Source organism: Melioribacteraceae bacterium (assembly GCA_030584085.1).
Lineage (GTDB): Bacteria > Bacteroidota > Ignavibacteria > Ignavibacteriales > Melioribacteraceae > SURF-28.
On sequence record CP129490.1, the window covers coordinates 1,273,055 to 1,289,008 of the forward strand.

Annotated in this window: 17 protein-coding genes; 12 read left to right on the forward strand and 5 right to left on the reverse strand. The window is 34.6% G+C overall.

Features of this window, described 5'->3' with window-relative positions; translation table 11 throughout:
• Positions 1–12 precede the first annotated feature (12 nt).
• From QY331_05860 to QY331_05870, 3 genes are all read left to right on the forward strand, one after another.
• Positions 13–297, forward strand: coding sequence for an NAD(P) transhydrogenase subunit alpha (locus tag QY331_05860; protein ID WKZ70772.1), 285 nt, complete (start codon positions 13–15; stop codon positions 295–297).
• Between the two features lie 10 nt (positions 298–307).
• Positions 308–1,690 (forward strand): NAD(P)(+) transhydrogenase (Re/Si-specific) subunit beta, encoded by a 1,383-nt coding sequence (locus QY331_05865; GenBank protein WKZ70773.1) that lies wholly within the window; start codon positions 308–310, stop codon positions 1,688–1,690.
• 126 nt (positions 1,691–1,816) lie between these two features.
• A complete protein-coding gene (locus QY331_05870; GenBank protein ID WKZ70774.1) occupies positions 1,817–3,037 on the forward strand; it encodes an alpha/beta hydrolase in 1,221 nt (406 codons plus the stop codon).
• A 3-nt stretch (positions 3,038–3,040) separates the two neighbouring features.
• On the opposite strand, the gene QY331_05875 is transcribed toward QY331_05870, so the two are convergent.
• From QY331_05875 to crcB, 4 genes are all read right to left on the reverse strand, one after another.
• Positions 3,041–3,481: a universal stress protein gene (locus QY331_05875; GenBank protein WKZ70775.1), complete on the reverse strand. Its 441-nt coding sequence runs from the start codon at positions 3,479–3,481 to the stop codon at positions 3,041–3,043.
• Between the two features lie 373 nt (positions 3,482–3,854).
• Complete coding sequence (locus QY331_05880) at positions 3,855–4,619, reverse strand: phosphatase PAP2 family protein (GenBank protein WKZ70776.1); 765 nt, start codon at positions 4,617–4,619, stop codon at positions 3,855–3,857.
• Positions 4,620–4,626: 7 nt separating this feature from the next.
• Positions 4,627–4,974: a DUF190 domain-containing protein gene (locus QY331_05885; protein ID WKZ70777.1), complete on the reverse strand. Its 348-nt coding sequence runs from the start codon at positions 4,972–4,974 to the stop codon at positions 4,627–4,629.
• 2 nt (positions 4,975–4,976) lie between these two features.
• A complete protein-coding gene (gene crcB, locus QY331_05890) occupies positions 4,977–5,342 on the reverse strand; it encodes a fluoride efflux transporter CrcB (protein ID WKZ70778.1) in 366 nt (121 codons plus the stop codon).
• A 111-nt stretch (positions 5,343–5,453) separates the two neighbouring features.
• Between crcB and QY331_05895 the strand changes: the two genes are divergently transcribed.
• The 9 genes from QY331_05895 to QY331_05935 all read left to right on the forward strand — a co-directional run bounded on the left by QY331_05895 (position 5,454) and on the right by QY331_05935 (position 14,999).
• The gene (locus tag QY331_05895; GenBank protein ID WKZ70779.1) at positions 5,454–6,293 is read left to right on the forward strand and encodes a DUF4097 family beta strand repeat-containing protein; all 840 of its coding nucleotides are present in this window, start codon (positions 5,454–5,456) and stop codon (positions 6,291–6,293) included.
• A 240-nt stretch (positions 6,294–6,533) separates the two neighbouring features.
• Entirely contained in the window at positions 6,534–6,764 is a 231-nt protein-coding gene (locus tag QY331_05900; protein WKZ70780.1) for a hypothetical protein, read from the forward strand.
• A 4-nt stretch (positions 6,765–6,768) separates the two neighbouring features.
• Positions 6,769–7,977 carry a DUF5103 domain-containing protein gene (locus QY331_05905; GenBank protein ID WKZ70781.1) on the forward strand — a complete coding sequence of 403 codons (1,209 nt, stop codon included), beginning with the start codon at positions 6,769–6,771 and terminating at the stop codon, positions 7,975–7,977.
• Positions 7,977–8,966, forward strand: a complete 990-nt coding sequence (locus tag QY331_05910) for a Gfo/Idh/MocA family oxidoreductase (GenBank protein ID WKZ70782.1) — start codon at positions 7,977–7,979, stop codon at positions 8,964–8,966. The genes QY331_05905 and QY331_05910 overlap by 1 nt, the downstream gene beginning before the upstream one ends.
• Positions 8,963–9,568, forward strand: a complete 606-nt coding sequence (locus QY331_05915; protein WKZ70783.1) for a hypothetical protein — start codon at positions 8,963–8,965, stop codon at positions 9,566–9,568. The genes QY331_05910 and QY331_05915 overlap by 4 nt, the downstream gene beginning before the upstream one ends.
• A gap of 11 nt (positions 9,569–9,579) precedes the next feature.
• Entirely contained in the window at positions 9,580–10,533 is a 954-nt protein-coding gene (locus QY331_05920) for an ROK family protein (protein ID WKZ70784.1), read from the forward strand.
• 27 nt (positions 10,534–10,560) lie between these two features.
• Positions 10,561–13,140, forward strand: a complete 2,580-nt coding sequence (locus QY331_05925; GenBank protein ID WKZ70785.1) for a putative LPS assembly protein LptD — start codon at positions 10,561–10,563, stop codon at positions 13,138–13,140.
• The gene (locus QY331_05930; GenBank protein ID WKZ70786.1) at positions 13,140–13,589 is read left to right on the forward strand and encodes an NYN domain-containing protein; all 450 of its coding nucleotides are present in this window, start codon (positions 13,140–13,142) and stop codon (positions 13,587–13,589) included. Before QY331_05925 ends, QY331_05930 begins: the two co-directional genes overlap by 1 nt.
• Before the next feature lie 168 nt (positions 13,590–13,757).
• Complete coding sequence (locus QY331_05935; GenBank protein WKZ70787.1) at positions 13,758–14,999, forward strand: NAD(P)/FAD-dependent oxidoreductase; 1,242 nt, start codon at positions 13,758–13,760, stop codon at positions 14,997–14,999.
• A 148-nt stretch (positions 15,000–15,147) separates the two neighbouring features.
• Here the strand turns inward: QY331_05935 and QY331_05940 are convergent, their stop codons facing one another.
• Complete coding sequence (locus QY331_05940; GenBank protein WKZ70788.1) at positions 15,148–15,909, reverse strand: carbon-nitrogen family hydrolase; 762 nt, start codon at positions 15,907–15,909, stop codon at positions 15,148–15,150.
• Positions 15,910–15,954 lie beyond the last annotated feature (45 nt).

Sequence of the window (15,954 nt, forward strand, 5' to 3'; positions counted from 1 at the left end):
AAGGAATAGACAATGGATTTACTCGCTCTGATAATGCAGATTTATGTTTTTGTGCTTGCAATATTTGTCGGGTTTGAGTTGATAACAAAAGTTCCCCCAACTTTACATACACCACTAATGTCAGGTTCAAATGCTATTTCCGGTATCACTATTGTGGGTGCGTTAATAGTTGCAGGTGAGGGACAAAATATGTTAAGCACAATACTCGGTTTGGTTGCTCTCATTTTTGCTACTATCAACGTTGTTGGAGGCTACCTAGTAACCGATAGAATGCTCAAAATGTTCAAAAAGAAATGAGAGATATCACATGCTAATAGTATCTTATATAATTTATTTGATTGCTTCAATACTGTTTATTTTCGGTATTAAAAAACTAGGATCTCCTAAGACAGCACGACAAGGAAACATGCTCTCTTCAATTGGCATGCTTCTCGCCGTTGTGATTACACTTTTCGATCATATGATTATAACTTATGAGTGGATTATCGCAGGCCTAGTTGTAGGTTCTCTAATCGGTTCAGTTATGGCTACAAAAGTTCAGATGACTGGTATGCCTCAGATGGTTGGTTTACTAAACGGATTTGGCGGCGGTGCATCAGCTGTTGTTGCACTTGGTGAATATTACAAAGTTGAGACACCAAATTTCGAAATCAATATTATAATAACAATTGTACTTTCCATATTAATCGGTGCAGTTACTTTCACCGGTTCGTTTATTGCATTCGGAAAATTACAAGGTATTGTAACTGGTAAGGTTGTTAAGTATCCTTTGCAGAATCCAATAAACGTTCTTCTCTTTGTTGCCGTAATTGTTGCCGGTGTCTTCCTTGTAATCGATCAATCGAGTGTTGAATTGTTAATTGGAATTGTTGCTGTATCATTAATTCTCGGAGTATTACTTGTGTTGCCTATCGGTGGTGCCGATATGCCGGTCGCAATTTCATTACTGAATTCATACTCCGGTATTGCAGCATCTATGACCGGATTTGTAATTAACAATAACATGTTAATTATTGCCGGTGCGTTAGTCGGTGCTTCCGGAATTATTCTTACTATAATTATGTGTAAAGGAATGAATCGTTCCTTAATGAACGTTGTTCTTGGTGGTCGGGAATCTGCCGGAAGTGGTGGAGCTGCGGTAGGTGACGGCACACAAAAACCACATAAATCAATTGATTCGGAAGAACTTGCAATGTTGTTTGATTCTGCTAGTAATGTAGTTATTGTTCCCGGATATGGAATGGCAGTCGCCCAAGCACAACATGCAATTCGTGATCTTGCTAATGCATTGGAAGCAAAAGGAATTAACGTTAGATTTGCAATTCACCCTGTTGCCGGTAGAATGCCCGGTCATATGAACGTACTTCTTGCTGAAGCTCAAGTTTCATATGATAAACTTTATGCACTTGAAGATATTAATGATGACTTCCCAAATACAGATGTTGTTTTGGTTATTGGCGCTAACGATGTTGTTAACCCAGCCGCTCGTCATGATAAAAATTCACCGATATTCGGCATGCCAATTTTAAATGTTGACTATGCAAAAACAGTAATAGTTAATAAACGTTCGATGAATGTTGGTTATGCCGGTATTGATAATGAATTATTCTATCTTGATAACACATTAATGTATTTTGGTGATGCAAAAAATGCAGTTGTTAAATTAGTTAATGAGTTGAAAGAATTATAAGACGTATTAAGAGAAATGTGAATTATAAAAATCCCGCTTTTTAGCGGGATTTTTTTTACACAATTCTGACATTGCAGTGTCTTCACTTTTTCTTATACTTGCGATGAAATTAAATGAAAGTATAAAATGAAATCTATTACAACGATCCTCTTAATTTTTATATCACTATTTCTTCTATCTTGCAATAATAATTCGGTCGAAACTGATCCAATTGAGACATACGAACGTGGAGAGATAGTTGAAATCATTTCTGAAAAAGAAGTCAGTTTAGAAGAATTAGAAAATTTGATATCCACATTTGCCGGCTCAAATGACTTTGATATTGAATTAAAAAATGACATTAAGTATTACTCTGTTTTATATAGAACTATAGATCATACTGGCAATCCAACCGATGCTTCCGGATTATTTGTTATTCCTTCTAGCGGCAATTTTTTCCCGCTGATAAGTCTTCATCATGGTACACAATCAAAAAAGAATAACGTAGGATCTATAAACCCGCTTTCAAGTTTTGATGCATTACTATCCGGTGCACTTGGATACGTGGCTGTCTCTGCCGATATGCTTGGACTTGGATACTCTAACTTAGTTCATCCTTACCACATTGCTGATGTAAATGCCAACACGGTTATTGATTTTATTCGAGCTGTGAAGAAATTTGCAAATGAAAAATCGATTGCCTTAAATGGTGATCTATTTTTGGGTGGTTATTCACAGGGTGGTTACACAACAATGGCGGTTCATAAAAAAATGCAAACGGAATTATTCAATGAATTTAACGTTACTGCTTCGGCACCGATGGCCGGTGCACATGATTTGATGGGTACCGCTCAATATATTGTGTCGAATGATAATTATGATAAGCCGTCATTCCTCGCATTTTTAACGTATGCGTATTCTACTGTTTATGGTTGGAATAATCTTTCAGAATTTTTCCAAGCTACTTATCACCTTACAATTCCGGATTTATTCAACGGATCACTTACAACAGATGAAATAGATGATCATTTACCGGGTAAACTTTCGGAATTGTTTACTCCTAGTTTATTGGATGCAATTAAAAATGGTACTGAAAGTTTAATGACAACTGCCTTGATTAACAATAGTCTGTTGAATTGGGGACCTCAAGCACCGGTGTTAATTGTTCATGGAAATGCAGATACTTTTGTACCCTATCAAAACGCAATCACTGCTAAAGAAAATTGGGAAGCAAACGGTGCAACAAATGTTCAACTAATTACAATTGATGGCGGTAATCATTATTCATCGGTATTACCCGCAATTATGCATGCTATTAATTTTTTCGAAAATTATAGGAGCGATTTAAGAATAGCTATCAATTACTAGCGATTATTTTGACTTCACCGGAATGACAAGTACCGGAATTTTACTTGTGCGAATAACTCCTTCAATAACAGAACCCATCAATAAATTGTACATCGCGCCATGTCCATGACTTCCCATTATTATAATGCTTGCGTTAAATTTTTTACTTTCTTTTATAATCTCATCGACCGTAACTCCCTGAACAAGTAATGGTGTGGTTTTTATTCCTTCCTTTTCAATGTTTCCGGCTAACTTTTGAATTTTCTTATGCTGATCTCGCAATCTTTTTGCTTTTTGATCTCTCAAAACTTGGGGGCCGACTTCATCACCAATAAATTCCGGTTCAGGAGCTGCAACATGCAGCAATCTTATTTCACCACCTAAAGATTTTGCATATTTTATTGCTTGTTCAATTATTTTTTTTGTTGCATCGGAAAAATCAATTGGGACTAATATCCGTCTCATTTCATCCTCCTTTTTGATACAATCTAATCAGATAATTTTGTTGAAGCAAGGGGATTATCGAGCCGATAAAGATGTTTGTAAACCAAATTACTTTATTATAAGGACTCTCATGCTTAAGTTTTTTTGCCCCGACTTTTTGACATTGATGCAAAACTCATAAACTGTCATTCCGAACGCACCGTTTTGTGGTAAGTGAGGAATCTCATTTGAACATTACTGTGAATATCAATTTATCCCTAATGAGATTCTTGCATAGCTATACCTTTTGCATTCATTCCGTTCCGCTACATTCAGAATCACAGTTATGCCACATACACTAACGTGAACGGTAGTCCAAAAATTCATTCGACCGAAGTGTGTTATCAAGAATTAATTATAATGGGATGGAAAGTGAAAAGATGGGTGATGGAGTTGAATTTCCTATAAATTCCTTTTCACTATGCTGATCAACAAAAAACTTTGCGGCAGTAAATCCGATTATACCACCTAAAACAACGTCTGAAAACCAATGTTGGTTTTCATAAATCCTCGAATATGCCGTGAGAATTGCCGGAATAAAAGATGCTATTTTAAGTAAATCCGAACTGCTGTTAGCTGATAATACGGTTGAAATGGCAAATGCAATTGTAGTATGACCCGATGGTAAAGAAAAGAAATCGTTATTGTATAAAATCGGTCCGGTAAAATTATATTTATCATCAGTTGATCTCGGTCGTTCTCTACCTAAAAGTGACTTAAGAATTTGAGTTGTTGCCGCCGCAAACAATGTAGATTGTATTATTTCAAAACCCAGTTTTTTTTGATAACGATTTCCGGTAGAATTTCCGTTAATAATAAAATATGAACTTAGCACTAGAGGTGTAACAGGTTCGCCATAAATTCTTCCGATTAATATATGTGGTGGTGAATCTTGAAGCTTATCTGATTGTGTAAAATCTTTAATGGTATTATCAAACTGCATAGCGCCGAAGGTTACTCCAACTGTTAGCCCGAGATATAAAAAATCTTTTGCCTGCCAGCTTAACGGTGAACTAAAATATTCCTTTCCTTCATCAACAAATTGATTAAAATCATATTTATTTTGAGCTAACGTCTGTACGAATAAAAATGTTAAGAGAAGTAAAACCTTTTTTGTCATAGTAAAATTAAGTAGTTGATGTATATTTAATTATCTCTGCTGCTTCAATTGTAATCAAGCCGCCGGCATTTGACTCTTTAATTATTTTCTCAACTATCGGAATAAACGAATTAATTTTTTCTTCGGTATCAACAATTTCTATGACTAAAGGTAAGTCTTCGGAAAGTCTTAATACTTTTGCGGTATGTATTCTGCTATTGCTCCCAAAACCCATTATCCCTTTATAAACAGTTGCTCCGGCGAGATTAATTTTTCGGGCTTCGACAACAATCTTTTCATATAAGGAGACATGACCATGCTTATCGGTTTCACCGACAAAAATTCTTAATAATTTTGCTTTGCTATTTGTTTTCATTTTTATCTCACAATTATGTAAGCTAAATAAATTCCAAGAATTGTTGTTACAACATTTAGCATAATATTTAATGAAGCGAGAAAAAACTGTGCGTCTTTTAGTAGATAAAAAGTTTCATAAGAGAAAGTTGAGAATGTTGTCAATCCTCCGCAGAACCCTATACCCAGGAATAACTTTAATTTCTCGTTAATCAATCCTTTTTCGTCTAAACCAAAGATCATAAATCCTAGCAATAAACTTCCGACCAAGTTTACTATCAATGTTCCAAACGGATAATAAATCGGAAGATTATGAGATGTATAGTCCGAAATTAAATATCGAAGTGCACCTCCCAAACCGGCACCGAAAAAAACAATTAGAATATTCATAATCTACCGGAATTTTTACAACTTTTTTATAAAAGATGAGTCTAAATTTATGTTAATGTAACCATTTAAGTAATTCGATAGTCAAAATAATAAATAAAATAGAGGGTAAAAATGAAATTATTTTTAAGAAATTTAACAATCTTTCTTTTTGTGCTGTTACTTTCAAGCGTCTCCTTCTCTCAAAGTTTAAGAACCATCCATGAAAAATCTTTTGATGTGAGTTCCGGTGAGCTTCTGGAAATTCAATCAGATGTTGGTGATATAAGAATCAAGACATGGGATGAAAATACCGTTCACATAAAAGTTTATGGTAATAGAAAAGCCGAGGAAGATGTAGATTTTCATTTTGAAAAAACTTCAAAAGGTGTTCTAGTCGATGCTGAAAAAGACGGTAGTTGGAATTGGTTTAGTGGAGTGAAAGTGAAATACGAAATTAATGTTCCGAAAACTTTTAATTTGGATTTGAGAACCGGTGGAGGTGATGTTATAGTGCTTGATTTGTATGGAGAAATAGAAGCTAAAACATCCGGAGGTGATATCGATTTTGAAAATATTGACGGTGAAATTTCCGCAACCACATCGGGTGGAGACGTAAAAATAATTAATGCTGTTGGTAATGTTAGATCTTCAACATCCGGAGGCGATATTGATATTAAATCTAAGGATGGAAAAGTTTCCGCTTCAACTTCAGGTGGTGATGTCACACTCGAGTATTACGGTGAAAATTATGGTATCGATCTCGGAACCAGCGGTGGGGATATTACGGTCTTAATTCCGGACAACTTAAAAGCTGATGTAAACTTAAAAACCAGTGGCGGTGATATTGAATGTGATGTAGAAGCTAGAGTAAAAGAAGTCACCAGAAGCAAATTCCTCGGTATTATGAATGGCGGTGGGACGGATTTAACTTGTAAAACTTCAGGTGGTGACATCACTGTAAGAACATTCTAATGTAATTTAGCGAATTTTCGAATTTGACGAATTGTCGAAAATAAAATTGAAGATGGCTACAATTTATTTAGTAGTCATCTTTTTTTTTGAAAATAACCCATTCAAACAAAAATTGAAATAATTCTATAGCAGTTAATCTCCAAATCCATTAATCCATTAATTCCTTCCGTATTGGAAAAGAAGCGATTTTTGGGTACTTTTATTACTTAATATTTATCCAAATTGGAGGATAATTTGAGTATGGATTGGGAAAAATATTTAGATAGAACAATAAACGTAACCATGAATGAAAATTACGGGGTTGTTTACGGTGAAAAAAAAGAACAATCAAATTTTTACGAAATAGTTTTTAAAACCGGTAAACTTCGCGAAGTTTTTGAAGACGGACTTTTGATTGAATCCGTTCGTGATAAAAACATGGTAATGGTTTTTATTCCATATTCATCTATTAAATGTGTTGAAATATTCTAAAAATATGAAAAAAATTATAGTCTTTTTTTTAATTTCAATTCCCATTTTTTCTCAACAAGTTGAGATAAAAAGCCTTCAAGTTTATTCTTCAAATAATAATGAACTTCCTATTCTGATAGGGAAAGAAAAACTCAATATCAAGTTTGATATTGCTTCGGATTATGAACCAAATTTATTAATCCGTTTTGCGTTTTGTGATAAAGATTGGAAACCTTACGATAATAACTTTTTACAAAATCAAAGTTATAATACGGAATATAACCTCTGGTTCGAACAAATCCCAAACCAAAGTAGTAATGTTCGATATCATTACAAAGGTCAATTTCCAAATGTCGATGTAACATTCCCGTTTTCTGGTAAATGGAAATTTTTTGTTACCGATTCAAATAATCCCGACATAATTTTTTCCGAGGGAAAGTTTTATGTAATAGAACCTCAAGTGAATGTTTATTCCAAATTAGATACTTACCGATTAAACAGCAGTCAAGAACGAACCAATGAACTTCAAAGAACATTAGAACTAAAAGTGGATTTCGTATTGCAAGATTCAATGTATGCAATGGACTTAAGTCATGTTGAAGTTATAGAAAACAAGAAAGTTGATTACCCGATCATTATTAGTAAAACTGCCCGTCGTGGATTAAGATATTATGAAACCAACGGTGCTCGTGATTTTACTTTTGTTGCGCTGGATATAAGACCGGGTAACGAATATCGACAAGTTGATCTAAATGATAGAAACCGATATCAACCTCCAATCACAACAGCACACTACGACGGTTTTGATTATAATCGATTTCAACAATTTGGCTATCCCGATTTAAACGGTGGATTTGAACTTGTTCCGTTTAATGATAGTTACGCGGACTATATGATGGTCGAGTTTGAATATTCACCGGGTGGATTTATTGAAAAAGATATATTTCTTGTTGGAGCATTCAACAATTGGGAAGTACTTCCGCAATATAAACTTTCACAGGACGGTAATATTTATAAAGTTACAACGGACCTAAAACGTGGAATTTATGATTATCAATATGTAACCGGGTATGATAATGGCAATGTTATAGATGATTTAGACTGGTACGAACTTGAGGGCAATTTCTGGGAAACAACAAACGAGTATTACATTTTTGTTTATTATAAATCACTTAATTATGGTGGATACGATCAGATAATTGGTTACACAAGAATAAAAAGCGGAAGATATTAATGAGTAAATTGAAAGTCGGAGTCATCGGAACCGGGCATCTCGGAAAGATTCACACAAAATTATTTAAAGATGTAGAAAACACAGAATTAATCGGAATTTACGATATCGATGAATCAAAAGCATCACAAGCAGCAAAAGAATTTAACACTAAGTCTTTCTCGAAACTAGATGATTTATTAAATGAAGTCGATGGTGTTTCCATTGTAGCCACGACAAGTGCACATTATGAGTTGGCGAAAAAAGCCTTCGAGAAAAATGTTCATGTGCTTGTTGAAAAACCTATTACAGCGACAATAGAACAAGCAGAAGAATTAGTAAAAATCGCGGATGAGAAAAATCTTATTTTACAAGTCGGACATATTGAAAGATTTAATCCCGCACTCCTGTCTTTGGAAAAATATGACCTCAATCCAAAATTCATTCAAACTGATCGGCTTGCACAATTTAATCCGCGCGGAACCGACGTCGCCGTTGTTCTTGATTTAATGATCCATGATATCGATATAATTTTAAGTTTAGTTAGGAGTGATGTAAAAGAAATTAAGGCAAGCGGTGTAGCAGTTGTATCCGATAATATTGACATAGCAAATGCAAGATTAGAATTCGTAAACGGAGCTGTTGCAAATGTGACAGCTAGTAGAATATCACAAAAGAAAATGCGCAAGATGCGTATGTTCCAGCAAAGCGGATACATTGCCTTGGATTTTATTACAGGTGTAGCAGAAGTTTATAGATTGATAAATCAAAAAGAAATGGATGAAAATCATTTCTTATCATTTGGCGAAATGGGAGTTGGTGATAAAAAGAAATTTGTCGTTTATGAACAACCGGAAATAATACAAGTTAATGCACTGAAACATGAACTTGAACTTTTTGTAAATGCGATTACCACAAAAACAAAACCTGTTGTCAGCGGAAGTGATGGTTTGAAAGCTCTAAAAGTTGCCGACGAAATTATCAAGAAAATTGAGGAGTCAAGAATATTATGAAGCTAAATCGCAATCTGATTATTGTTTCATTCATAACTTTATTTATTGTCTCATGCGGAGTTTATGAAACCGTTACAAATTTAACCCGGCTAAAATTCAAAGTAGATTCTTACAACAATTTTAGAGTTGCTAATGTTGCTTTGGAAGGGAAAGAGGATCTCGATGATTTTGCAGCGATGGATTATGTTAAATTAACCGGAGCATTTATAAAAGGGGAACTTCCATTTAGTTTTATAATTAATGTCGAAGCTAATAACCCTAATGATCGAAGCGGTGGATTCCCGGCAACGAATATTACTCTCGAATCTTTCCCATTTCGAGTTCAATTGGATGACAAGCAAGTTCTTTCAGGGAATATTGAAAATCCTCTTGTTGTCCCCGGTGTTGGTGAGAATAGAATTATCCCAATCGCTGTTGAAGTTGATCTTATAAAGTTTTTTAAGGACAAAAGTTTTGAAGAACTCGCAAATTTTGTTTTAGCGATTGGCGGCAAAGACGGGTCAAGATCACGAATATCACTTTTTGCAAAACCGGTACTCGGAACTCCGGTTGGAAAGATTGAGTATCCGGATGAAATAAAAATTAGTCACGAGTTTAATTAGGAAAATATAAAATGGGCACGCAACGTTATGCAATTGGGGTTGATCTTGGGGGAACTTCTATAAAATTTGGATTAGTTAACGAGCTAGGAAAAATTAAAAACAAATTTTCTCTCGAAACAAATGCCGCTAAAGGACCTCAAGCGGTAATCGATCAAATAATTAAAGGTATTGCTAAACTAAATGATTCGAAACACAAAATAATTGGGATAGGAATCGGAACTCCCGGTGTAGTTACAAAGAAAAAAGGCACAGTTGAAAATCCGCCAAACTTTCCCGGTTGGGAAAGAATTTCTTTAGGCAGTATTCTTAAAACAGAGTTTAAGAAAAAAGTTTTTGTTGAAAATGACGCAAATGCAGCAGCAATTGGTGAGATGATATTTGGTTCGGGTAAAAAGTATAAAAATTTTATTATGATTACGCTTGGAACGGGAGTTGGTGGCGGTATTATTATTAATCGCAAAATATATCGAGGTGAATCAGGTGGTGCCGGTGAAATTGGTCATGTTTCAATTAACGAAAAAGGTAAACAATGTAAGTGCGGTTCACGCGGATGTATAGAAACTTATGCGGGTAATAATTATTTAATTGAACAAGTCAAAAAAGAACTTCCCAATCACAAGGATTCTAAACTCCATCAATTGATAAGTGAAGGCAATGAACTTAATCCGAAATTAATTCATGATGCTTACTTGTTAAATGATTCGTATGCCGAGATGATAATTGTTGACCTTGCTCAAAAACTTGGTGCTGCTTTGGCTTCCATTATTAATGTGCTGGATATCCCTAAAGTTATTATCGGCGGCGGAGTTGCTGGTTTTGGAAGAATTTTATTCGATACAGTTGAAGCTACTATCAAACAACGAGTAATGAAACCAATTAGCCCGCGTATAATTGTAAAACCGGCTAAGCTAAAAAATGAAGCCGGAATAAAAGGAGCTTCTGCATTAGTTTTTTATAAATCTTAATAATAACCATGAAATCCGCAGATGAAAATGAAGCTAATTATATTTGTAATTTTGCTGACAGCTTGCATTAGTTTATCTGCTCAGGTAAATATTCAAGACACAACCCAATTCACTTTTACCGACTCACTTTCAATTATCGATACAAACAAAGTTGATTCAATTCAACAAGCTTCCAATAGAACAGATGTGGATGATGTTGTAACCACAATAGCATCAGATTCTCTTACCTTTGATGTAAAAAATAAAAAAATGAACGTGTATGGAAGTGGTCAGCTTAAATACAAAAAAACCGATTTAAAGTCGGGAATGATTTTTGTCGATTTCCCAACTAATGAATTAGAAGCATTTGGTGTCGCCGATACATCTGATACAACGGGACAAAAATTAATTCAAACACCCGAGTTGACCGAAGATGGCGAAACATATCAAGGAACAAGTATAAAATATAATTTCAAGACGCAACGCGGTTATATATCACTAGCAAAAAATGAGATGGAAGGTTCTTCTTACAGCGGTCAGCGAGTAAAAAAAGTTGATAAAGACGTTTACTTTATTGAAGATGGAATATATACAACTTGCGGAGGTGACGATCCGGTTACGTACTTTACTGCAAAACAGATGAAAATAATTCATAAAGATAAAGTTATTGCTCGTTGGATATTCATGTACATCGGTGGTGTTCCGGTTCCTGTTCCAATTCCCTTTGCTGTATTTCCCGCTGAAAGTGGAAGACGTTCGGGTATAATAGCTCCGAGCTATGGTCAAATAGGTCAACGAGGCTGGTACTTCAGAAATTTTGGTTACTTCTGGGCAATTAGTGATTATATGGATTTGGCGGTTACGGGAGATTATTATACAAGAGGCGGATGGGGAACACGCGGACGTTATCGCTACGCTAAACGTTATGATTTCAGCGGGAATATTAATGCTGGTTATTCTAATATTCTGATCGGCGATAAAAATGATCCTAATCGATCCGAACAAATAGATTGGAACTTATCACTTTTTCATAATCAACAATTTGATCCGAACACTAGGTTGGATGTTAATCTTCAATTTCAGTCTTCAACATTCCTTACAAATAATAGTGTAAGCTATAATGATCTTTTACAACGTGATATCATTTCGAACGCAACATTGAATAAACGCTGGGATAACGGAACAAGTTTAACAGTAAATTATAATCGCAGACAAAATTTGGAATCCGGCAATATTTATGAAACTTTACCAAGTATCAGCTTTAATGTTCCCATTCTTTATCCATTTCAATCAAAGTATTCAACTTCACGAGATCAAAGTTGGTATGAGATGATAGGAATAAATTATTCCGGGCAACTTAAGAATCAACGCAACAAAGTTGACGGGCAATTAAATATCAGAGCCGGCGTTCAACATAATGCATCGGTAAAAGCTTCACCAAAGGTTGGATATTTTAGTTTTACTCCATCGATTAATTATTCTGAAAAGTGGTATAACAAAAAGATTGAAAGAGTATTAGTCCCCGAGTTTGAAACAGATTCAACAGGCAATGTTGTCGATACAAATTATGTTGAACAGGAAAGAGATATTAAACAAATAAATGCTGTTAGAACATTCGATGTTTCACTTTCGACACAAACAAAAATTTATGGCATGTTTAACATCGGCACTTTTGGTATTGAAGCGCTTAGACACACAATTACACCAACTTTATCCTTCAACTATCGTCCGGATTTTAGCGAAGAGAAGTACGGTTATTTTAACGAATTTGTCGATGTTAATGGCAATATTGTTAGATATGATCAATACGCGCGAGAAGTATTTGGCGGTGCTGGTTCGGGTGAACAAAAATCTTTAAACCTTTCGATCGGTAATCTTTTCGAGATCAAGACATTAAAGAATCCAACCGACACAACCTCAAAACAAGAAAAGATTCAGTTGTTAAATTTAACAGCAAATGTTGGTTATAATTTGGCTGCGGATAGTCTTAAGCTTTCTCCATTGAGATTAAGTTATAGAACACAAATTGGTGAGTATCTTAACTTCAGCGGTTCATCTTCTTATACATTTTATGATTTCCGTAACGGCAAACAAATAAATGAATTCTTAGTTAACAAAGGAAAAGGTCTTTTTAGAATGACGGGTTTAAATCTCTCGATTTCTACAAACATAAGCGGCGATAAAATATCCGGTGAATCTAGACAAAGTGGATTTGGTGTTGAAGAAGAAAGTGATTACTCGGCATTTAATAAAACGGATTATATTGGTTTATATGATGAAGTCCCTTCTGATTTTTCAATTCCTTGGAATCTTAATCTTAATTACAATTTCAGTCTCAATAAGCCGACACCCGATGCATCAACCATTCGTTCGACAATTGGTGCCAGTTTGAGCTTAAGTTTGTCACAAGCTTGGAAGCTTACTTTTAGAGGTAATTATGATTTCCAAGAACATGAAGTCACTGCTCCGCAGATAACTATCTATCGTGATCTAGATTGTTGGGAAATGAATTTTACATGGAATCCTATAGGAACTTACAGTGGATTCAGATTTGAAATTAGAATGAAAGCTCCGGAACTAAGAGATATAAAAGTTACTAAGAGCAGAGATATTTTCTCGGGTAGATAATGCAACATTACATTTTGGACGGAAATAATATTATCGGGAAAGATCGAGAACTAAAACAACTTCAACAAATTGAACCGCAGCTTTCGCGTGAAAAACTAATTCCGCTTATTGATCGATACTTTGCAAAAAAGAAAGTAAAAGTTTCACTTCATTTCGATGGGTTTCAAAAAGATATTGTAAAATCATCCAAAGCGAAAATCATTTACTCGGATAATAAAACAGCGGATGAAAAAATTCGAGATCAAATCGAAAGCTCAAAGAATTCTAAAAAATTAGTTGTTGTCACATCGGATCGACCACTTTCGGAGTTTGCTAAAGTCTGCAGTTGCACAGTTATAAAATCCGAAGAATTTCTTAACCAAATTAGTAACGAGAAAACTGGTAGAAGTGAATCAGAGATCCAAGAAGAAATTCACGACGATGAAATAAAAAAATTGTTCGGTGTATGAGCATTTTTGATTGTTTAATTGTCTAATTGTTACATCGTTTTTGATAAGTTTATTCCAGCCATGTGACAATTAAACCATGCAGCCATTTAATAAAACCTTCCTATTATAATATTCAGACAAAATATCTATGTTTAGTATATTTGTGCATGTGAATAATTTGAGATTCCTATGAACAATAAAAAAATAGTAATTATTGGTGGTGGATTTGGTGGAATAACTCTGGCAAAGAAATTAAAAAACACCGATTACCAAATAAAAATAATCGACAAATCTAATCATCATCTTTTTCAACCATTGCTTTACCAAGTGGCTGCAGCAGCACTTTCACCTGGTGATATTGCAGTCCCCATTAGATCGGAATTTTCCAACAGTAAAAACGTAGAAGTGATACTTGGTGAAGTAATAAATATTGACCGAGCTAAAAAGAAAGTTATCACTAAAGATGATCAATACGAATATGATTTCTTAGTTGTTGCAATTGGAAATAAACATTCATACTTCGGAAACGATCAGTGGGAAAATTATGCGCCCGGTCTTAAAACAATTTCAGATGCATTAAATATTCGGGAAAGAATGTTGTTAGCTTTTGAGAAAGCTGAATTAGCTAAAACCGAAAATGAAAAACGAAAGGAAATGACTTTCGTTATAGTAGGCGGCGGACCCACCGGAGTTGAAGTTGCCGGCGCCATTGCTGAAATTTCAAAAGAAACTCTTCTAAAAGATTTTAGAAATATAAATACTGCCGATACAAAAATTATTCTTGTTGAAGGTGCAGATAAAATACTACAAACGTTTGATCAACCATTAAATGATAAAGCAAAACAAACTTTAGAAAAACTGGGTGTGGAAGTTCGACTTAATTCATTTGTTAAAGAGATTAATGAAAATGGTGTTCTTGTCGGAAGTGAATTTATTGAAGCATCCAATGTAATTTGGGCAGCCGGCAATAAAGTTTCTCCGATTCTTGAAAATCTGGAAACAGAGTTGGATAAAAGCGGTAGAGTAATAGTTGATCAGGATTGCTCGTTAAAAGATGATCCGAATATTTTCGTTATTGGTGATGCGGCTTTGTTCATTGAAAATGGAAAGCCACTTCCCGGAGTTGCACCTGTAGCGATGCAGCAAGGGAGATATGTAGCTAAAATTTTAAAGAAAAATTTACAAAAGGAATTTAGAAAACCGTTTAAGTATTTCGACAAAGGGAATCTTGCAACTATCGGTAGGGCAAAAGCAGTTTTGCAAATTGGCAACTTTAAAATTTCCGGATTCTTCGCCTGGTTGGTTTGGGCATTGGTTCACATTGCGTTTTTGGTCAACTTCAGAAAACGCTACCGCGTTATGACAGAATGGATTTGGTACTACTTAACTTTTCGAAATGGAATTAGGCTGATTACAAAAAATGATAAATAATTGAGAAGCAAATCTTAAATTCTAATTTCGAAATGCTAAACAAATCAAAAATACTATATGCAAAATTCTAAATGGTTTGTAGTTGTTTTTGTCATTCAATTTTCGAATTTAGATATTGTTTAGAAATTAGTGATTTGGATTTAGGATTTTAAATAAGTTTAATATCCTCCAAAAACGGAAGCTTGTTTCTTACTTCTTCAACTTTGCTCAAATCAATCTCTGTGCTGAAAAGACCTTCCTCATTATCACACATCAAAACTTCCTCACCCATCGGATCGAAGATTGCACTAGAGCCGTTGTATTCGTTAAATGGATCATTCCCGATTCTGTTTACTCCAATAATAAAGCACTGGTTTTCAATCGCTCTGGATTTTAATAAATGTTTCCAATGTTCAATTCTAGTAACAGGCCAATTTGCAATGTTTATCATTATTTCAGCTCTATCTTTTCCATAAAATCTGTACAACTCGGGAAAGCGTAAATCATAGCAAATTGTTAAACCGATTTTCATTTTCTCGATATTTGTAGTCACTAATTCTTTTCCGGCACTATAAGATTCGTCTTCTTTCGCGTAACTAAATGGGTGAATTTTTCGATAACGTGCACGAATTAATCCGTTGCTGTCGAAATGTACGAGTGAGTTGTAAATATTTTTATCGTCTTTTTCGATAATTCCTGCAAAGAGATGTTTTTTCAATCGTTGCGAAAGTGAGATAAAATATTTTGTCCCGGTTCCATCAATTTCTTCAGCAAACTTTTTTGAATTCATTGTAAAACCGGTCAATGTCATTTCGGGGAATGCAATTATATCTTCGTCAGAAATATTTTTAGAAATGAGCGATTCTATTGTTGAAATATTAGCTTCAACATTTTCCCACTCAGGAGAGTATTGTAACAACCCGATTTTCATTTGAAATCCTTTTAAAAATATTTTCTAAACAAAAATTTGAACACC